The 13,940-nt window shown below is 62.5% G+C and carries 11 protein-coding genes; 5 read left to right on the top strand and 6 right to left on the bottom strand.

Going from position 1 to position 13,940, the window contains the following annotated elements; all coding sequences use genetic code 11:
* Positions 1-180 precede the first annotated feature (180 nt).
* Both ACLARN_RS41695 and ACLARN_RS41690 read left to right on the top strand, forming a co-directional pair.
* Positions 181-3,081 carry a hypothetical protein gene (locus ACLARN_RS41695; protein ID WP_409497007.1) on the top strand — a complete coding sequence of 967 codons (2,901 nt, stop codon included), beginning with the start codon at positions 181-183 and terminating at the stop codon, positions 3,079-3,081.
* A gap of 737 nt (positions 3,082-3,818) precedes the next feature.
* Entirely contained in the window at positions 3,819-4,583 is a 765-nt protein-coding gene (locus tag ACLARN_RS41690) for a DUF5131 family protein (RefSeq protein ID WP_409497006.1), read from the top strand.
* 104 nt (positions 4,584-4,687) lie between these two features.
* Here ACLARN_RS41690 and tcmP read toward each other — a convergent pair whose 3' ends face one another.
* Both tcmP and ACLARN_RS41680 read right to left on the bottom strand, forming a co-directional pair.
* Positions 4,688-5,809 (bottom strand): three-Cys-motif partner protein TcmP, encoded by a 1,122-nt coding sequence (tcmP, locus tag ACLARN_RS41685; protein ID WP_409497005.1) that lies wholly within the window; start codon positions 5,807-5,809, stop codon positions 4,688-4,690.
* A gap of 563 nt (positions 5,810-6,372) precedes the next feature.
* Positions 6,373-7,434 (bottom strand): YaaC family protein, encoded by a 1,062-nt coding sequence (locus ACLARN_RS41680; RefSeq protein WP_409497004.1) that lies wholly within the window; start codon positions 7,432-7,434, stop codon positions 6,373-6,375.
* 287 nt (positions 7,435-7,721) lie between these two features.
* Here ACLARN_RS41680 and ACLARN_RS41675 point away from each other — a divergent pair, with 287 nt between their 5' ends.
* The gene (locus ACLARN_RS41675; protein WP_409497003.1) at positions 7,722-8,270 is read left to right on the top strand and encodes an NUDIX hydrolase; all 549 of its coding nucleotides are present in this window, start codon (positions 7,722-7,724) and stop codon (positions 8,268-8,270) included.
* Here the strand turns inward: ACLARN_RS41675 and ACLARN_RS41670 are convergent.
* Together ACLARN_RS41670 and ACLARN_RS41665 are read right to left on the bottom strand one after the other, a co-directional pair.
* Entirely contained in the window at positions 8,256-9,170 is a 915-nt protein-coding gene (locus tag ACLARN_RS41670) for a helix-turn-helix domain-containing protein (RefSeq protein ID WP_409497002.1), read from the bottom strand. The genes ACLARN_RS41675 and ACLARN_RS41670 overlap by 15 nt on opposite strands.
* Positions 9,171-9,366: 196 nt before the next feature.
* Positions 9,367-9,717: a transcriptional regulator gene (locus ACLARN_RS41665; RefSeq protein ID WP_409497001.1), complete on the bottom strand. Its 351-nt coding sequence runs from the start codon at positions 9,715-9,717 to the stop codon at positions 9,367-9,369.
* Between the two features lie 362 nt (positions 9,718-10,079).
* On the opposite strand from ACLARN_RS41665, the gene ACLARN_RS41660 reads away from it, so the two are divergent.
* Together ACLARN_RS41660 and ACLARN_RS41655 are read left to right on the top strand one after the other, a co-directional pair.
* On the top strand, positions 10,080-10,364 hold the full coding sequence (locus tag ACLARN_RS41660; RefSeq protein WP_409497000.1) for a hypothetical protein: 285 nt from the start codon (positions 10,080-10,082) through the stop codon (positions 10,362-10,364).
* Positions 10,365-10,553: 189 nt separating this feature from the next.
* On the top strand, positions 10,554-12,026 hold the full coding sequence (locus ACLARN_RS41655) for a helix-turn-helix transcriptional regulator (RefSeq protein ID WP_409496999.1): 1,473 nt from the start codon (positions 10,554-10,556) through the stop codon (positions 12,024-12,026).
* Here ACLARN_RS41655 and ACLARN_RS41650 read toward each other — a convergent pair.
* Positions 12,015-12,365, bottom strand: a complete 351-nt coding sequence (locus tag ACLARN_RS41650; protein ID WP_409496998.1) for a signal peptidase I — start codon at positions 12,363-12,365, stop codon at positions 12,015-12,017. The two genes, ACLARN_RS41655 and ACLARN_RS41650, sit on opposite strands and share 12 nt — an antisense overlap.
* On the bottom strand, positions 12,362-13,918 hold the full coding sequence (locus tag ACLARN_RS41645; RefSeq protein ID WP_409496997.1) for a transcriptional regulator: 1,557 nt from the start codon (positions 13,916-13,918) through the stop codon (positions 12,362-12,364). The genes ACLARN_RS41650 and ACLARN_RS41645 overlap by 4 nt, the downstream gene beginning before the upstream one ends.
* Between the last annotated feature and the right edge of the window lie 22 nt (positions 13,919-13,940).

Here is a 13,940-nt window from a genome sequence, read left to right as displayed (position 1 = left end):
TCGCCCGCGACCGAGCCCACGACTCCAAGACCGCCCGATCCTCACCACTGATCACCAAACCCGACGAAGGCATGACCCATCATCGCAAACCCACGACCGTAAACCAACTAACGACGCGCGACACTAGCCGCCGGCCCGCCGCGCTTGGTAATACTTGACGACGTTTGGTATCCGGCGCAGGTGGCGGCGTTCCCGGTGGCAGGCCAGTGCGCGCGGTTGATCACCACCCGCACGGAGTTCCTCGTCGACGACGCTGTCCGCGTCCGGGTCGATCAGGTCACCGCGGGGCAGGCCGAAGCACTACTGGTCGCGGGGCTTCCCGCGATGCCGGCCGCACTTCGAGACGAGTTGATTGAGGCGACCGGGTGCTGGCCGTTACTGCTTCGCTTGATCAACAAGGTGCTCGCCGACCAGCTCAAGACGACGCCGGACATCGCCGCCGTAGCTGGCGAACTGCTGCGACGCCTGCGTCGGCGCGGCGCCGCGCACATCGACCAGCTGAGCGGTGCGACTCGCGAGCATCTCGACGTCGATGATCCCGAAGAGCGGCGGCACGCGGTCGCAGCCACGATCGAAGCCAGCCGAGGGTTGCTCCGGCCGGCAGAACGAACCCGGTTCCGCGAGCTGGCGATCTTCGCCGAAGACGAGGCGATCCCTATCGCCTTGATCAGCCAACTGTGGAAGGTCACCGGGAAGCTCGATTTGACCGAGACGCGCACGCTTTGCGCGCGGCTCAACGACCTCGCGCTCCTGACCAGCGGCGACGAGACGGTGACCCTTCACGACGTGGTCCGGGATTTCCTGGGCAGGGAACTCGAGGACCACGTCGGAGCCGGAACAACCGAGCTGAACCGGGTCTTGGTCGAAGCCGTCGCCGGGGGATTGCCCACGGCACCAGTCCTGCCTTCGTCAGACGGCTTTGGCGAGGTCGCCGAACGAACCGCGTGGTGGGAATTGGACGGGTCAGCCCGCTACTTGGCGGACCACCTGGTCGAGCACCTTCTCGCTGCGGAGCGGGACGGTGATGCCGAAGCCGTGGTGAGCGATCTCCGTTGGGTGGCTTCTCGACTCCGCCAGGCAGGGCCGATCGCTCCCTACGCCGATCTGGCACGGGTGGGGACACCGTTGTGCGGCCGTTTGCAGCAGTTGCTCGGCCAGACCGCTCATCTGCTGGCTCCGACGACCCCCGCGCACTCCCAACTCGATGTGCTGTATAGCAGGGTCGCGCACGATCCCTTTTGGGGCGGCCAAGCCGCTGCGCTTGCCGAGGGTGCTTCCCACCCCCGGTTGGCGAACCGCTGGCCCTTGCCCGACCTGCCCGATCCCCTGCTTCGTCGCATCCTCTCCAGTCATGCCGGAGTGAAAGCGCTGGTGATGGAGCCGGGCGGCACATGGCTTGCCGCCGCCACGTGGGACGGAACCGTGCGGCTATGGGATGTGACGACCGGACAGGAACTGAACCGGCTCGACACCTCGACTGCGGCTACGAACGCCTTGGCTGTGGCGCCGGACGCAACCTGGCTCGCAGGCGCAGGCAGCGACGATCTCGTCCGGATCTGGGAAGTGGCCACGCGGCGAGAACGCGGCGTCCTCGAAGGCCACAGCAGCGAGGTTACTGCCATGGTGGTGGCACCTAACGGAGAATGGCTCGCCAGTGCAGATCGCGATGGGGTCGTGCGCATCTGGGACGTGCGGACGCGGAAAGTACTACGACGGCTAACGGGTCACACCGGCGTAGTGAACGCGCTGGCCGTCGCGCCGGACGGAGCCTGGCTCGCTTCGGCCACGCAGTGTCGCGCTGTACAGGTGTGGGACACGATGACCTGGCAGAAGCGGACCACGTCGCCGGGCGAGACCTGGGATTTCACGACGTTGGCCGTCGCGCCGGACGGAAGTTGGCTCGCCGGAGCCGGTGATCGCGGCGTTGTCCAAATCTGGGATATGCCCGCCATGCGGGAACGAGCGCAGCTGACCGGGCACGCCGGCGTAGTGAAGGCTCTCGCAGCCGCGCCAGACGGAACCTGGCTGGCTAGCGCCGGTGGCGAGGGAACCGTACGAATTTGGGATGTGGCCACACAACGCGAGCGGCTTAGGCTACCGAGCCGTCACAACGGGTGCGTGACCGCGCTCGCGGCCGCCCCGGACGGGACCTCTCTCGCTATTGCGGGTTTAGACGGGCTCATCCGAATCTGGGACGCCAGTTCGGAACGAGGCCGATCCGACGTCCGCAGCCACCACATGGCTAGTGTGACCGCGCTAGCGTCTGGGCAGCCATGGCTGGCGGGCACTGACGGAGAAGGGGCAATCCGGATCTGGGATGGTGAGTCCGGAAAGGAACAGACGCGGATCAGGGAGTCGGCAACCGTCATGGCGGCAATCACGCGCACGCCATGGCTTGCCACGGCGAGCAGCGGAGGGCGGGTGCGGCTATGGGATACCGAGACCGGCCGGGAACACGCTTTGCTCGGCTACTGCCCAGGCGGTGTATCTGCGATGGCGTTCTCGCCAGGCGGAAACTGGCTTGCCGCAGCATCCGCCGCCGGGATCATCCGCATCTGGGACCCGGTCACCTTCGAGGAGCTTCGGCGCATCGAGACGTCGAGGGGCCTCCACACTTTGGCGGTGGCGGCCGATGGGAGCTGGCTCACCACGGGCCATGAGAGTGGAACGGTGCAGCTCTGGGATGTCGCAACAGGGCAAGCGCGCGCCAAACTAACCGGCCACTCGGGGATCGTCTCGGCCTTGGCAGTCGCCCCATCAGGTGAGTGGCTCGCCACCGCAGGCTGGGACGGCACCGCCCGGATCTGGGACGCCAGTACGGGTACGGAGCGGGCCGTGCTCACCGGTCACCGGAGAACGGTCTCGGCTATAGTGATCGCACCGTCAGGTGAGTGGCTCGCCACCGCGGGCTGGGACGGTACCGCCCGGATCTGGGACACGTCAACATACCGCCCGATCGCGATGATGAGAGTGTCCCAAGCTGTTCACACCTGTGTCGTGACGTCCGATGGTCACGGTCTCGCCGTCGGCGGCCCGGCGGGGCTATACATGTTCGGCTTCCATCCGGGGCGCCGCAGATGAGCTGATCAGCGGACTCAGTAAAGTCTGTCCAAGCGAACACGCTCAAGGCATACAGAGACCACCAACCGGCCAGCGACGGCAATCACGCCTAAAGCCGATCACCCAGGGATGCGTACTCCTACGCCTTGGAATCGCCAGGGCGTCCGAGGGCGACTTGCGCACTACCCACACGCCTTTGGCCGACATGAAATTTAGTAGCTGGTGACAGTCGGAACCATCCGTCAACGGGGTCGCCGCCGCAGCATGCCCGGCGAACAGGCTCACCTTCCCCCGAATCTTCTCGATCTCCTTCGGTTCTACGCTGTCCCGGTCGTCGTTAATGATATGCAGCTCGAGGAATTCAGCTAGGGGACCGGCGTGGCGATCTGCTCGCCGAACTTGGCGTCTACCAGCACACCCGCGACTCTGCCGGACGGCACTGGTGGCGCGCGCGCCCCAGGACATCCCCCGGCTGCCGGATGTGTAGCCACTGCCCAGCTACTGGGTCGAGTGCGAGGGGAAGGTCCGGTTGATCACGGAGACATCGGATGCTGGCCTGATCCTGCAGCTCTCGAACGCGCGGCGGAGAACAGGCAGGCCGTCACATCGAGCTTGCTTTGCTCGAACATTAGTTCTAATTTGGGGTAGTTGTCGCTGTTGGAGGCGGTAAGTCGAAGACGGGTGAGCGGGGGTACCCCCGTAGGTGTGGTGCACGGGCCTCTAGTGTTCGAGCCTGATCTGAATGAGGAGTGGCGGATATGGCTGACGGCAGTTCGATCGAGTGGACGGAGGCGACCTGGAACCCGACGACAGGTTGCGATCGAGTGTCGGCCGGATGCGATAACTGCTATGCCCTCGCGCTGGCCAAGCGGCTGAAGGCGATGGGAGTGGCGAAGTATCAAACAGACGGTAACCCGAGCACATCGGGGCCTGGGTTTGGTGTCACCGTGCATGAGGATGCGCTGGCGCTGCCGTATCGATGGCGGCAGCCGCGGCTCGTTTTCGTCAACTCCATGTCGGATCTGTTCCACGCGAAGGTGTCGATCGGGTTCATCCGGGACGTACTCGCGGTCATCGCGGGCACCCCTCAGCACACGTATCAGATGCTGACGAAGCGGTCGCTGAGGCTGCGGCGGTTGGCGGACCGCCTGAATTGGCCCGCGAACCTGTGGATGGGCGTGTCGGTCGAAGACGAGTCACAGCTTCATCGCGTTGACCATTTGCGTGAGGTCCCTGCTGCGGTCAGGTTCATATCAGCTGAGCCGCTGCTTGGCCCGCTAGGCGGGTTGTCGCTGTCGGGAGTCGGCTGGGTGATCACGGGAGGTGAATCCGGCCCGCGGGCGCGGGCGTGTGACGCCGCGTGGGTTCGTGGCATTCGGGACGCGTGTGCAGATGCCGACGTTCCGTTCTTCCATAAGCAGTGGGGCGGTATTCGTCCCAAGTCCTTAGGGCGAGAACTGGACGGTCGCACACACGACGGCATGCCTGTGCAAGCTGCGCAAGCCGTCGTAAACATCAGCTGAGCGATCCGCTAGGCGAACGATGCTGCCACGCGGTACATGCTTTGTCGGTCGCCCTCGCGCCACGCTTCGATCCGTCACCTTTTGTACAGTCGCGTCCCCGCAGGTTAATTCCGCGTGCGCTCAATTTTCTTGTTTAATATATCACCCATAGAGTTGGTCTGAGTCAAACCTATGGCGTGAAGATTCTTCCAAGCCTTACGCAAGTGCAAGGTTCGCGCCTTTCCTAGCGCTTCGCCGAAGGTGTCTGCATAGTTTTCTCCAACAATAAATGCGCCCTTTTCCTGAAGTAATCTTTGCAAATTTTCTTGAATCTCAGAAATCCAAGCCTCCTTCAGCTCGACCTCTGCGGCTTTGAAATCCTCTTCCGAGGAAAAGAGTGTACCGTCGTTGTCGACCTCATAAAGATGCTTCCGCCACTTCTCCAATGCGATCGACTGAGATTCTCCGTATAATGCTAGGCCATCGAAATGGCGACTTAGGAACACGAGGTAGTAGACTGGCTTATGGTGGCGCTTATTTCGAACCTCCGTAGTCCAGCCGCCTGATCCTGCGGCCTTGGATAAGCGATGCATGTAGCCCTCGACTACGGCTAGTTCTGCCTTCTCCCTGTCTGGAAGGCTGTTCAGCCAGGCCTCTCGCCACCAATTTCCACCGCAGACATTGTCCATCCTGCAGAGCGTAGCCTCGCTAGGTGTAGCGCTGGTTAAATGTCCGGCGATTCGACGAAGGCCAACGGCGGTAAAGTTGATTAATGCTTCCGATATTGGAATTCGACCACCGGTCTGTCTTTTGAAGAGGCTGACAATGGTCTCAAAAGGTACGGCAAGCCCAAATGGATCCATAAAAGTGAATGTTGGAATATTTGTCGTCAGTGTTAAAAGCTGTGATATATGGTCCGTAATTTCTCCATGAAACGTCCTTACGTCGAGGCCGTTACCTCGGTCATTGACGAGTAAGTTAAGCTTGGCGAGGGTTTGGGAATCGGCTTCTACGAAATAAGCTTTCAGCTTCCTGTGCGGTGCAAGGCTTCGAGCGGTTGACAGTACTAGGGCAGGAGAGCCATCAGATCCGTCCTCGTAGCGTCCCGCGCCTGCGTATCCGTCGATAAAGGCCACTTCGTTGTTAGGTGAGGCCGAACCCGTCTTCATGGCGAATGGAGTTAGATAGCTCCCGAGAAGCGCATGCTTGAAGACAGCAGCAGCCTTTCGTTCGTTGAAGAAATTCATTCACGCACCTCCATCCTCACACTGAATCAGGCGTAGACCTGCTGGTCAATGGTCGATATGATGTTGATACGAGCGATACGGCAAGACGGGCGCGTGACGTTGAGGTGCTGAATGGCGCGAGAGCTGTCATAACGCCTTCAAGTCGCCCTGTCGGGCAGGGTGCGCAGTCCGAACCGTCGCGCGGCCGCCTTGTTTGACTCTAACTTAAGCGGCCGCGCCGATGTCGCTATGCATGCGCACAGGACGCGGTTGGGCTTTGGAGACGCCGCCCAACTCGATCACTGAAGGAGCGAAGCCGGGCCGGACGGGGAACCCTGCTCCACTCCGATCCCACACGTGGTCACCTTCAGTAATATCGATCACCTTGTGTAGGTCGTTTCGGGCACAACGTCGGTTACAGGGTTGACCGTGTCCGGTATGGCCTGGCCTACACGAGTCCCTCAGACGCGACTTAATCGTCGAGGTGGCGACTACCCGTCAGTACACCCAGATAGCTAGTTTCGAACCAAGAATGACCACAGACCGCCGCCGTCGATGTAATGGCTCGCTGCGTCGGGCAGCGTTCAGCAACCCCTCAAGCTCTCGAGTATTCGGGCCGGGAGCCGATCTTCGGCGATTTCAAGCACTTGTTCGAGTGGGACGGCTAGCTCTGAGGCGTCGAGGTCTATCGCCGCAGACCAGGCCGCTGGCTCGTACCGTGTGAGGCTTGACAGCCCGAGGAGGAGAGCCCACCACAACATGAGGGGATGTGGTGATGGACCGCCAGCGATTTCCGGAAGGGCGAAGCCCACAAGCTGTGGGGGTTCCGTGCGCGGTTGCGCACGATCGGTCTCGACGATGGATGCAAACGCGCGTTGCCGGTCCCACATCTCCGTCATGGTCGTCGTGCTAGGACAAGGCAGGCCGATCGTTGCAAGTGATCTGCCGAAGCGGTCGTCACTGCGCACAACGACGTCGCTGGGCCCAGCTTCTTCCCCTCCCATCAGTCCTTGCTTTACACCGAATGCCTCTCGAAGCGACGGGTAGCCACAGAGAGCGGTGGTGATCTCGGCTCCGGTGGTTCCCTGGATGTCGACCGCAGTGGAGACCGTCCCGTCCGTGGAGACTGCACTCGTTCCGTATCCAGGATCCGAACCTGGCGGAGGCTTCAGAGTTCCCAGCGGGATTGTGATTGCAGGCGGCCATTGCCCTGCTGTGGCTGGAGGAGAGACTTCGAGGAGGTCAGGGTTCGCTGTCCAGAGTGCGCCGAGCGATGTGGGGCCGCTGAGGCCGGGAGACCCAATCGCTGTAGCGGTTCCCTGGTACGAATCCTGCGCACGAGATGCAGGGCTCACGATCGTGTCGAGAATCTGTTCGGCGTCTTCCCGGACGCTCAGTCCATGCCAGCGGAGCCGCCAAGGATCAGGTAGGTGCGCTGCGGCGATTGCACGACCCGCTTGGCTCAATGAGTAGAAGAGCGGCAGAGCTTTGGTAGCGTAACTGGTGCTCGACGCAGCCTCGGCGAGCTCTTCAGCCTGCCGCAGTGCCGCTACAAAAGTCTTCTTGCGCTCGGAGTCACGTGCAGCTTCACCAGGTGGAGCTGCACGGAGAGCTCGGATGTCCCGCCAGCCTGTCAACCGCGTCATCACCGAATCTTTGCATAGTAGGCAAACCGATTTAGATCGCTTGGCTGGAGGAGGGCGGAACGAACGCTGGCCGGCACTGGGATGTGGCGTCACCAGAGAACGAAACCGAGCGGTTGCATTGCGACCCACGCTACAGTACTCGATGCGGCGTTCCAAATTGGCAATACATTCTTGATATCAGCCGTTCATAGGACACGGAAGAGTCAAATTTCCGGGTTCTTTCATGGGGGTGCCGGTAGTTGTGCTTCAGTGGATAGTTGAGCCGCCACCCAGATTAAGCTCCCGGCATGACTGACGATCGTGGGTCGTGGAAGACGTTCGGTGAGAGGCTGGTCTACGACAACCGGTGGGTCCAGGTCGGGTTGACCGACGTCGAGGCGCCGAACGGTGAGCGCTGGGATCACCACGTGGTGCATCTCGCGCGGATAGCCATCGCGTTGATCGTGAACGACCAGGACGAGGCTTTGATGTTGTGGCGCTACCGGTTCGCGACGAAGCAATGGGGCTATGAACTGCTGGGTGGAATGGTCGAGGCTGGCGACGATTCTGTCGCGACGGCAGTGCGGGAAGCTGTTGAGGAGTCCGGCTGGCGGCCGATTGGCGAACCGGAGCATCTGGTGAGCTTCGAGCCATTGCCGGGTCAGGTCACGGCGCCGGTGGATGTGTACCTTTGGCGCAAGGTCGAGCACATTGGCGAGCCCACTGACGCGGAAGAGGTCGGTCGGGTGGAGTGGGTGCCGTTGTCGCAGGTGAATCAACTTGTGCAGCAGCAGAAGTTGCTCGGATCGGGCACGTTGGTTCCCCTGCTCTATTACCTCAGTTCACGACTGAGGTAGGCGATCTGGATGAGAGATGCTCAGCTGGCGGTGCCGATGATCAAGTTCCAACTCCAGCTCGGCCAGGTGACTCATGAGCCAGCCGCGGGTTTGTTCGCAAGTTAGGGCCTCGCGGGCGATGCGTTCAAGCTGACCTTCATAGAAGGCAACGTCATCATCGTTCTCGAGGAACAGGCTGGTTGTGGGCTGTTGGTGATGAACGAGTGGAAGGTGCTGATCGTGTCGATACAGGGTGAAACCTGTCTGGAGGCTGGCCAGAGCGAGGTGGTCGGGTACGAGGTGGATGTGGTGATGAGGTAGCGACGATGTGATCAGCAGGTGCAGTATCTGCTCGTGTTTGACGACGGGGTCTTCATGGCGTGCGAGCAGCGTGGGTTCGTGCAGGTAGAAGGTGAAGGGCCCAGGTGTCCGGAGAGATGCTGCCTGGCTGGCGAGGCGCGTATGCACTGCCGTATCGAGAGCGGGACCATCCGCATGCCCGTTCCTGGCGAGGGCTTCGCGGATGTATGGCTCGATTTGGAGTTGTCGTGGGATTTCGACAGGGTTGTAGGTCGTGATGGACTGGCTGCCGTTGTCGAGCACTTTCATGAGCGGAAGGTCATCGGGGAAGCCTGTGGGGTGGCTTCTGACCTGGTAGCCGTTGTCGGGGAGGCGGTCTAGGGCTACCAGGTCGTTGAGTTCGTGAGGGGTTGCCTTTGCTCGGGCGAGGTAGATGGCGATGTCGCCGGCTTGGTAGTTGCGGAGGCCGCTTTCCAGGCGCGAGATGGTGGAAGCAGGCCAGCCGAGCACGCGACTCATGTCAGTTGCGAGGTAGCCGGCACGCATGCGGATCCGCCGGAGCTCGACGCCGAGCTCCCTCTGCTTCGCGGTCGACAGCTGCTGTGTCTTCTTCGCTTTCACCGGCTCCTGCTTAAAGTCGTTGCGGGAGGCAGGCCGTCCCAAGACTGCCTGGGCCGTCACGGGCGCTGTGACGGCACGAGATAGCGGCCTACCTGCGGAAACAGCGTGTGTGACGTCTGCGTCGGCTTGCTTCGCGTCGTCACATCTGCCGTGAATCGGCCCCGGGAAGGGGCGGTAACGAGATAACGGTCAGCCGTCACGTCGGCGAACAAGGAGCGCCGTGTCGTGTGGTGACGAGTAGCGCGGCTGTGCTGGCGACCTTCTGGAGGGCCGTTACGTGTCCGGTCAGTCGGTCGAGCCCGAGCGGGGTAAGACGCATCTTGGTACGGCGACCAGCGACCCGGATAGACACATAGCCGGCCGTGGCGAGGAGCTCGGCATGGAGAGAGACGGAGTGCGGCTTGATTCGCAGTGTGTTTGCCAGAACCGCGGTCTCGTGCCAGTGCAGGTCTGCGAGAAGGCACATCACGAACAGGCGGACCGGCAAGAGGAGAAGCGGGTCGAGGTCGCAGTGGGAGGACTGAACCGCATGGCGTGTTGGCCGCATCACTGCTCACCACTCGTCAGCTCATGAGAGCAGGGTCGTCGGAGATGAAGGGCTAGGGGCGACCTGGCTGGGCTTTTCTGCAGCTCAAGTGGGTCGGCGCCTAAGGGTTTGCCGCAGTGCGTGGTCGGACTGTGCGGTGCACCGCCGTCCTGAGGGAGGCGACGTGCGGCCTGCTGGGATTCAACCGCGGTGCCGGTCCGTGGCGCGATGATCAGCTGGTCCGTCGTCAGGCGGCTGGTCGTTCCTGGTGAACGGAGGGCGCAACGCTGTCCTGCGCTCATCGATGTGGTGGTCCGGCCGTCCCGCTCGGGGGTAGCACGCGCGCGTTGACGTGGGCGCGACTGCGGGACGGCCGGAGTCTGATGGCGGTCGAAGAGACGGCACCAGCGGTGCGCCTTCCGGTGTCGTCCGGGGCCAGCCGTGGAAGCGGCGGGGCGGTTGAGGATCCGGAGCAGTGCCACGCACGCGACGCATGGAGGTCCAGGCGGTACGAGGCACGAGCCGATGAGTACAACATGACCGCAGACCGCCTGGTAACAGCCCTCTTGGAGATCAAGCCCTTGGGCGAACGCTTCATCGGTGACGGCGTGATCGAGGCTGTCACCTGCACAGTGGTACCAACTGACGTAGAGGCGGGATCGCCGTGACCTGCGCGTATCGCTCATCTCATCCGCCCATGTGTCTGCCCAATGTGTTGAAATCATCAAAGATGGATCAACGCCGAGAGACCAGGGCGGAAGTGTCAGAGTTTGGTGACAGGCTAGTGACATGTGTTGCCTTCACCTGCATATATAGTTGATATGCTCAAGTGCAAGTCAAGCAGTGCGAGGTGATCGATGATCGGCGTCCGACGACGCGACGGGCTGGTTTCAGCTCGTAAGACTGTGGGGCTGAGCCAGGAGAAGCTCGCTGAGATCATGGACGTCGATCGCCGGACGGTCATCCGCTGGGAGGCGGGCGACTTCGCACCCCTGCCGTTCCAGCGGCCGAAGTTGGCGAGAGTGTTGGGACGCTCCCAAGAAGAGTTGCGCGTTCTGATCGAGGGCTTGCCGGCGGCCGATCTGCCGCATGAGCTTGAACCTGCATTCAGCTGGCTGGATCGTCGTGTGGGTTGGAGCCCTGGCACTACGCGTGAACGGGTGGGGGCACGTGTGTCGCCAGACAGGCGTCGCGGACCGCGGGTCGATCGGAGCCATGCCGCCGACGCGTTGGCGAGCTACTACGGCGAACTGCCTGTCGACTACGCGCTCTACCAGGCGCGTTATGGAAAGCAAGACGTCCGGACCAGCATTCTGAGTCGGTCAGAGTGGCTGGATCTGAGCTGCCAGCTGACGCCGGAGAACGACCAGCTGCTTCTGCGACCTGGCCTTGAGGGACACTCTTGCAGCATCAACGAGAAAGCGGCCGTTGGAAGGCTCGCGGAAGCGGTCGAAGGCGGCGTTCGGGTGGCTGACGTGCCGATCTACCGTCTGGCAGAGTTCGATGTGGGCGGTGGCGCTCTATCGGGCAGCTTGGACGTCGTGCCCTTCGTCGAGTACGCCTTGACCTTGGATCTACTTGAGCGCGAGTTGTTCGAGATGCTGGCGGCAGGTAGAGGCCTGCGTCCTGGTCACGCGCCCCTGCGGGACAAGTACTTGCCGGACGTCGCGACGGTGCTCGACCTGGCCGACCGGTTGTGCGCGGGCGGCGTGCTCGCCTTGACCGCGATCGCTCGGCCTGCGGACCCGTGTCGCGGTGGTCGCGACTACCTGCTGCTCATCCAGGAGCGGTCCAGGAACGTGCTGAACGCAGCCGGCAGCTTGGCCGTGATCCCGAAGGCGTTCCACCGGCCATCGACTGATCAACGCGCGGATGCCCGGATTGGCGCAACCCTGCGGCGTGCGCTGGAGAACGAGCTGTTCGGACGGGTCGACGTCGACAACACCGCGGGCAGCCAGCGAGCAGCTGATCCGATGCACCCTCACAGGCTGTCCGCGCCGATGAGGTGGCTGACCGAACAACTGGGACGACTGCGGATGGAGTGCACCGGGTTCGGCCTCAACCTTGTCAGCGGGAACTACGAGTTCGCCAGCTTGGTCGTCATCGACGACGAAGAGTTCTGGTCCCGCTTCGGCGGTGAGGTTGAGGCAAATTGGGAGTCGGCTGAGTTACGCTCGTATTCGACGCTCGATGGCGATTTGCTCGGCGGACTGATTGCCGACGAATCGTGGAGCAACGAAGGTTTGTTCTCGCTGCTCCAGGGGTTGCGTCGGCTCACCGAAATTGGCGGTGATCGGCTGGCAGTTCCGAGTATTGGACTATGTTGCTGAAGGCCAGCGCACAGTCATGACAACCGAGTCCGCAATTGCTTCCCATGAATGGTCGACTCCTGGCCCCCACATGACGTAGTCGCCTTGCCTGGTCATGGTCTTGCCGCCGCCTGTGACGTCGACGCGAAACTCGCCGGAGACGAGCAGCACGAGTGTGGTCCGTTGGTCATCGGACGTCCACTCTGGGCGCTTGTCGCCTGCGGGATGGTTGGCCCACTTGACTTCTACGTCTTTCGACGAACGTACGCCCTGGGACGGGTCGATGAAGTGCCCGACCAACCAGCCGCGGGTGTCAACTGCGTCTTCGTTGGCATTTCCGGCGGTCCAGCCGTCGCTCACTTGCTGAACTCCCATTCGATCGGCGGTAACTTCACGCGCTCTCCTCCGATTTCCGCCAGGCGCCGCAATCCCTGCATCATCGCGAAGAGTCCTTCGTTGCTCCACGCTACATCACTCAGTAGCTCGGTGACGAGATCTGTGTCGGTCGTTGAATACTGGCGAAGTGTCGCTGATTCCCAGTTCGCTTCAACCATGCCGCCGTAGCGTTGCCAGAATTCTTCGTCATCGATGACGATCAGGCTGGCGAACTCGTAGTTTCCGCTGACAAGGTTGAGGCCGAAACCTGTCGACTCCATCCGTAGCCGTCCTGGTTGCTCGGTCAGCCAGCGCATGGGTTCGGAGTGGCGTGCCGGGTGCATGGGGTCTGCTGTCAGCATCTCGCCGAGCGTGTTGTCGATGTCCGGGCGTCCGAACAGCTCTTCTTCCAACTCTCGCCGGAGCGTCGCGCCCACCTGGGCGTCCCGGCGGACGTCGGTCAGTGGCTGGTGAAAGCCCTTTGGGATCACTGCGAGCCGTCGCGCGGCGTTCAGAACGTGGCCTGAGCGTTCCTGGACGAGCAGCAGGTAGTCCGCGTCGTCCCGGTACGGATCAGCCGGCCGGGCGATGGCGGTGAGCGCGAGTACGCCTCCCGCGCAGAGCCGGTTGGCGACGTCGAGCACCGATTGAAGGTCAGGTAGGTGTCGGTCGCGGAGTGGCATGGACGATGAGCCGGCCGTGATGGCGTCCATGAGTTCGCCTTCGAGCAGGTCCATCGTCAGCGCGTAGTGCGCGAAGTGAGTGACGCCGAACGAGCCGCCGAGCTGGTGCTTGCGGATGTCCGTGCCGAGCAGGCGGTAGATCGGACTGTTCACGAGACGGGTGTTCATGACCAGCGTCTCCGCCAGGCGCTGAACGGCGAGACTCGCCGCGCGTTCATCGAGTTCGAGGCTCGCGTCCGGCCGGGCATTCGTTGCCGTGAACCGCTCTTGCTCTGGTCGCAGCTCGCAGGCCACATCCAGCCAATCGAAGCAGGTCAGGACACTGGTGTTCACGGTGCCAGCGCCGATCCGTCCGCCGTACAGACCGTGATTCTCGATTTGATGCCCGTAGTACTGGCGGAGCGCGTCGACGACCTCCCGCTGGCTCACCCAACTCCGTCGGGTTCCGCGGTTGTGGAGGTCTTGGACGGTCACATCGGCGACGCGCGCAGCGACCGCGCGGCGGGCCGTGCCGGGAGTCCAGCGGGCCGAGCGGTCGAGCCATTCGAGAGCTGCCCCGATGTGTGGATCAGCCGTGAGTCGCTCGTCCTCAGTGGTGCCCGATACCGCCTGAGCGGTCGGCGCTTCGCCGACCAGCTCGGCGAAACGCGCACGCTCCGCCGCCGACGCTTGCTCGAACGCGGTGTCGAGCACTTGTTGCATCTCGGACTGCTGGACCAGGTCCGGCTTCTTGTGCCATGACGCCACGGTGCGCGCGGCAACACCTAGCTTTTCGGCGAACCGCTCATTGCTCAGCCTCAGTGCGGCTTGAAGTGCCGACGCTGATCTACCGGTCCATTCGCTGGCCCGGCTCATCGGCGCGCCGAAAAGTCGATGT

The sequence above is a fragment of the Amycolatopsis sp. cmx-11-12 genome (assembly GCF_046269425.1).
Classification (GTDB): Bacteria; Actinomycetota; Actinomycetes; order Mycobacteriales; family Pseudonocardiaceae; genus Amycolatopsis.
This window is presented reverse-complemented; position numbering and strand designations above follow the sequence as displayed.

Excerpts from the sequence above, each read along its gene's own strand:
- tcmP (WP_409497005.1), bottom strand. The coding sequence starts at position 5,809 with ATGAATTTCTTCAACGAACGAAAGGCTGCTGCTGTCTTCAAGCATGCG.
- ACLARN_RS41675 (WP_409497003.1), top strand. The coding sequence starts at position 7,722 with ATGACTGACGATCGTGGGTCGTGGAAGACGTTCGGTGAGAGGCTGGTC.
- ACLARN_RS41655 (WP_409496999.1), top strand. The coding sequence starts at position 10,554 with ATGATCGGCGTCCGACGACGCGACGGGCTGGTTTCAGCTCGTAAGACT.
- ACLARN_RS41690 (WP_409497006.1), top strand. The coding sequence starts at position 3,819 with ATGGCTGACGGCAGTTCGATCGAGTGGACGGAGGCGACCTGGAACCCG.
- ACLARN_RS41660 (WP_409497000.1), top strand. The coding sequence starts at position 10,080 with ATGGCGGTCGAAGAGACGGCACCAGCGGTGCGCCTTCCGGTGTCGTCC.
- ACLARN_RS41680 (WP_409497004.1), bottom strand. The coding sequence starts at position 7,434 with ATGACGCGGTTGACAGGCTGGCGGGACATCCGAGCTCTCCGTGCAGCT.
- ACLARN_RS41645 (WP_409496997.1), bottom strand. The coding sequence starts at position 13,918 with ATGAGCCGGGCCAGCGAATGGACCGGTAGATCAGCGTCGGCACTTCAA.
- ACLARN_RS41665 (WP_409497001.1), bottom strand. The coding sequence starts at position 9,717 with ATGCGGCCAACACGCCATGCGGTTCAGTCCTCCCACTGCGACCTCGAC.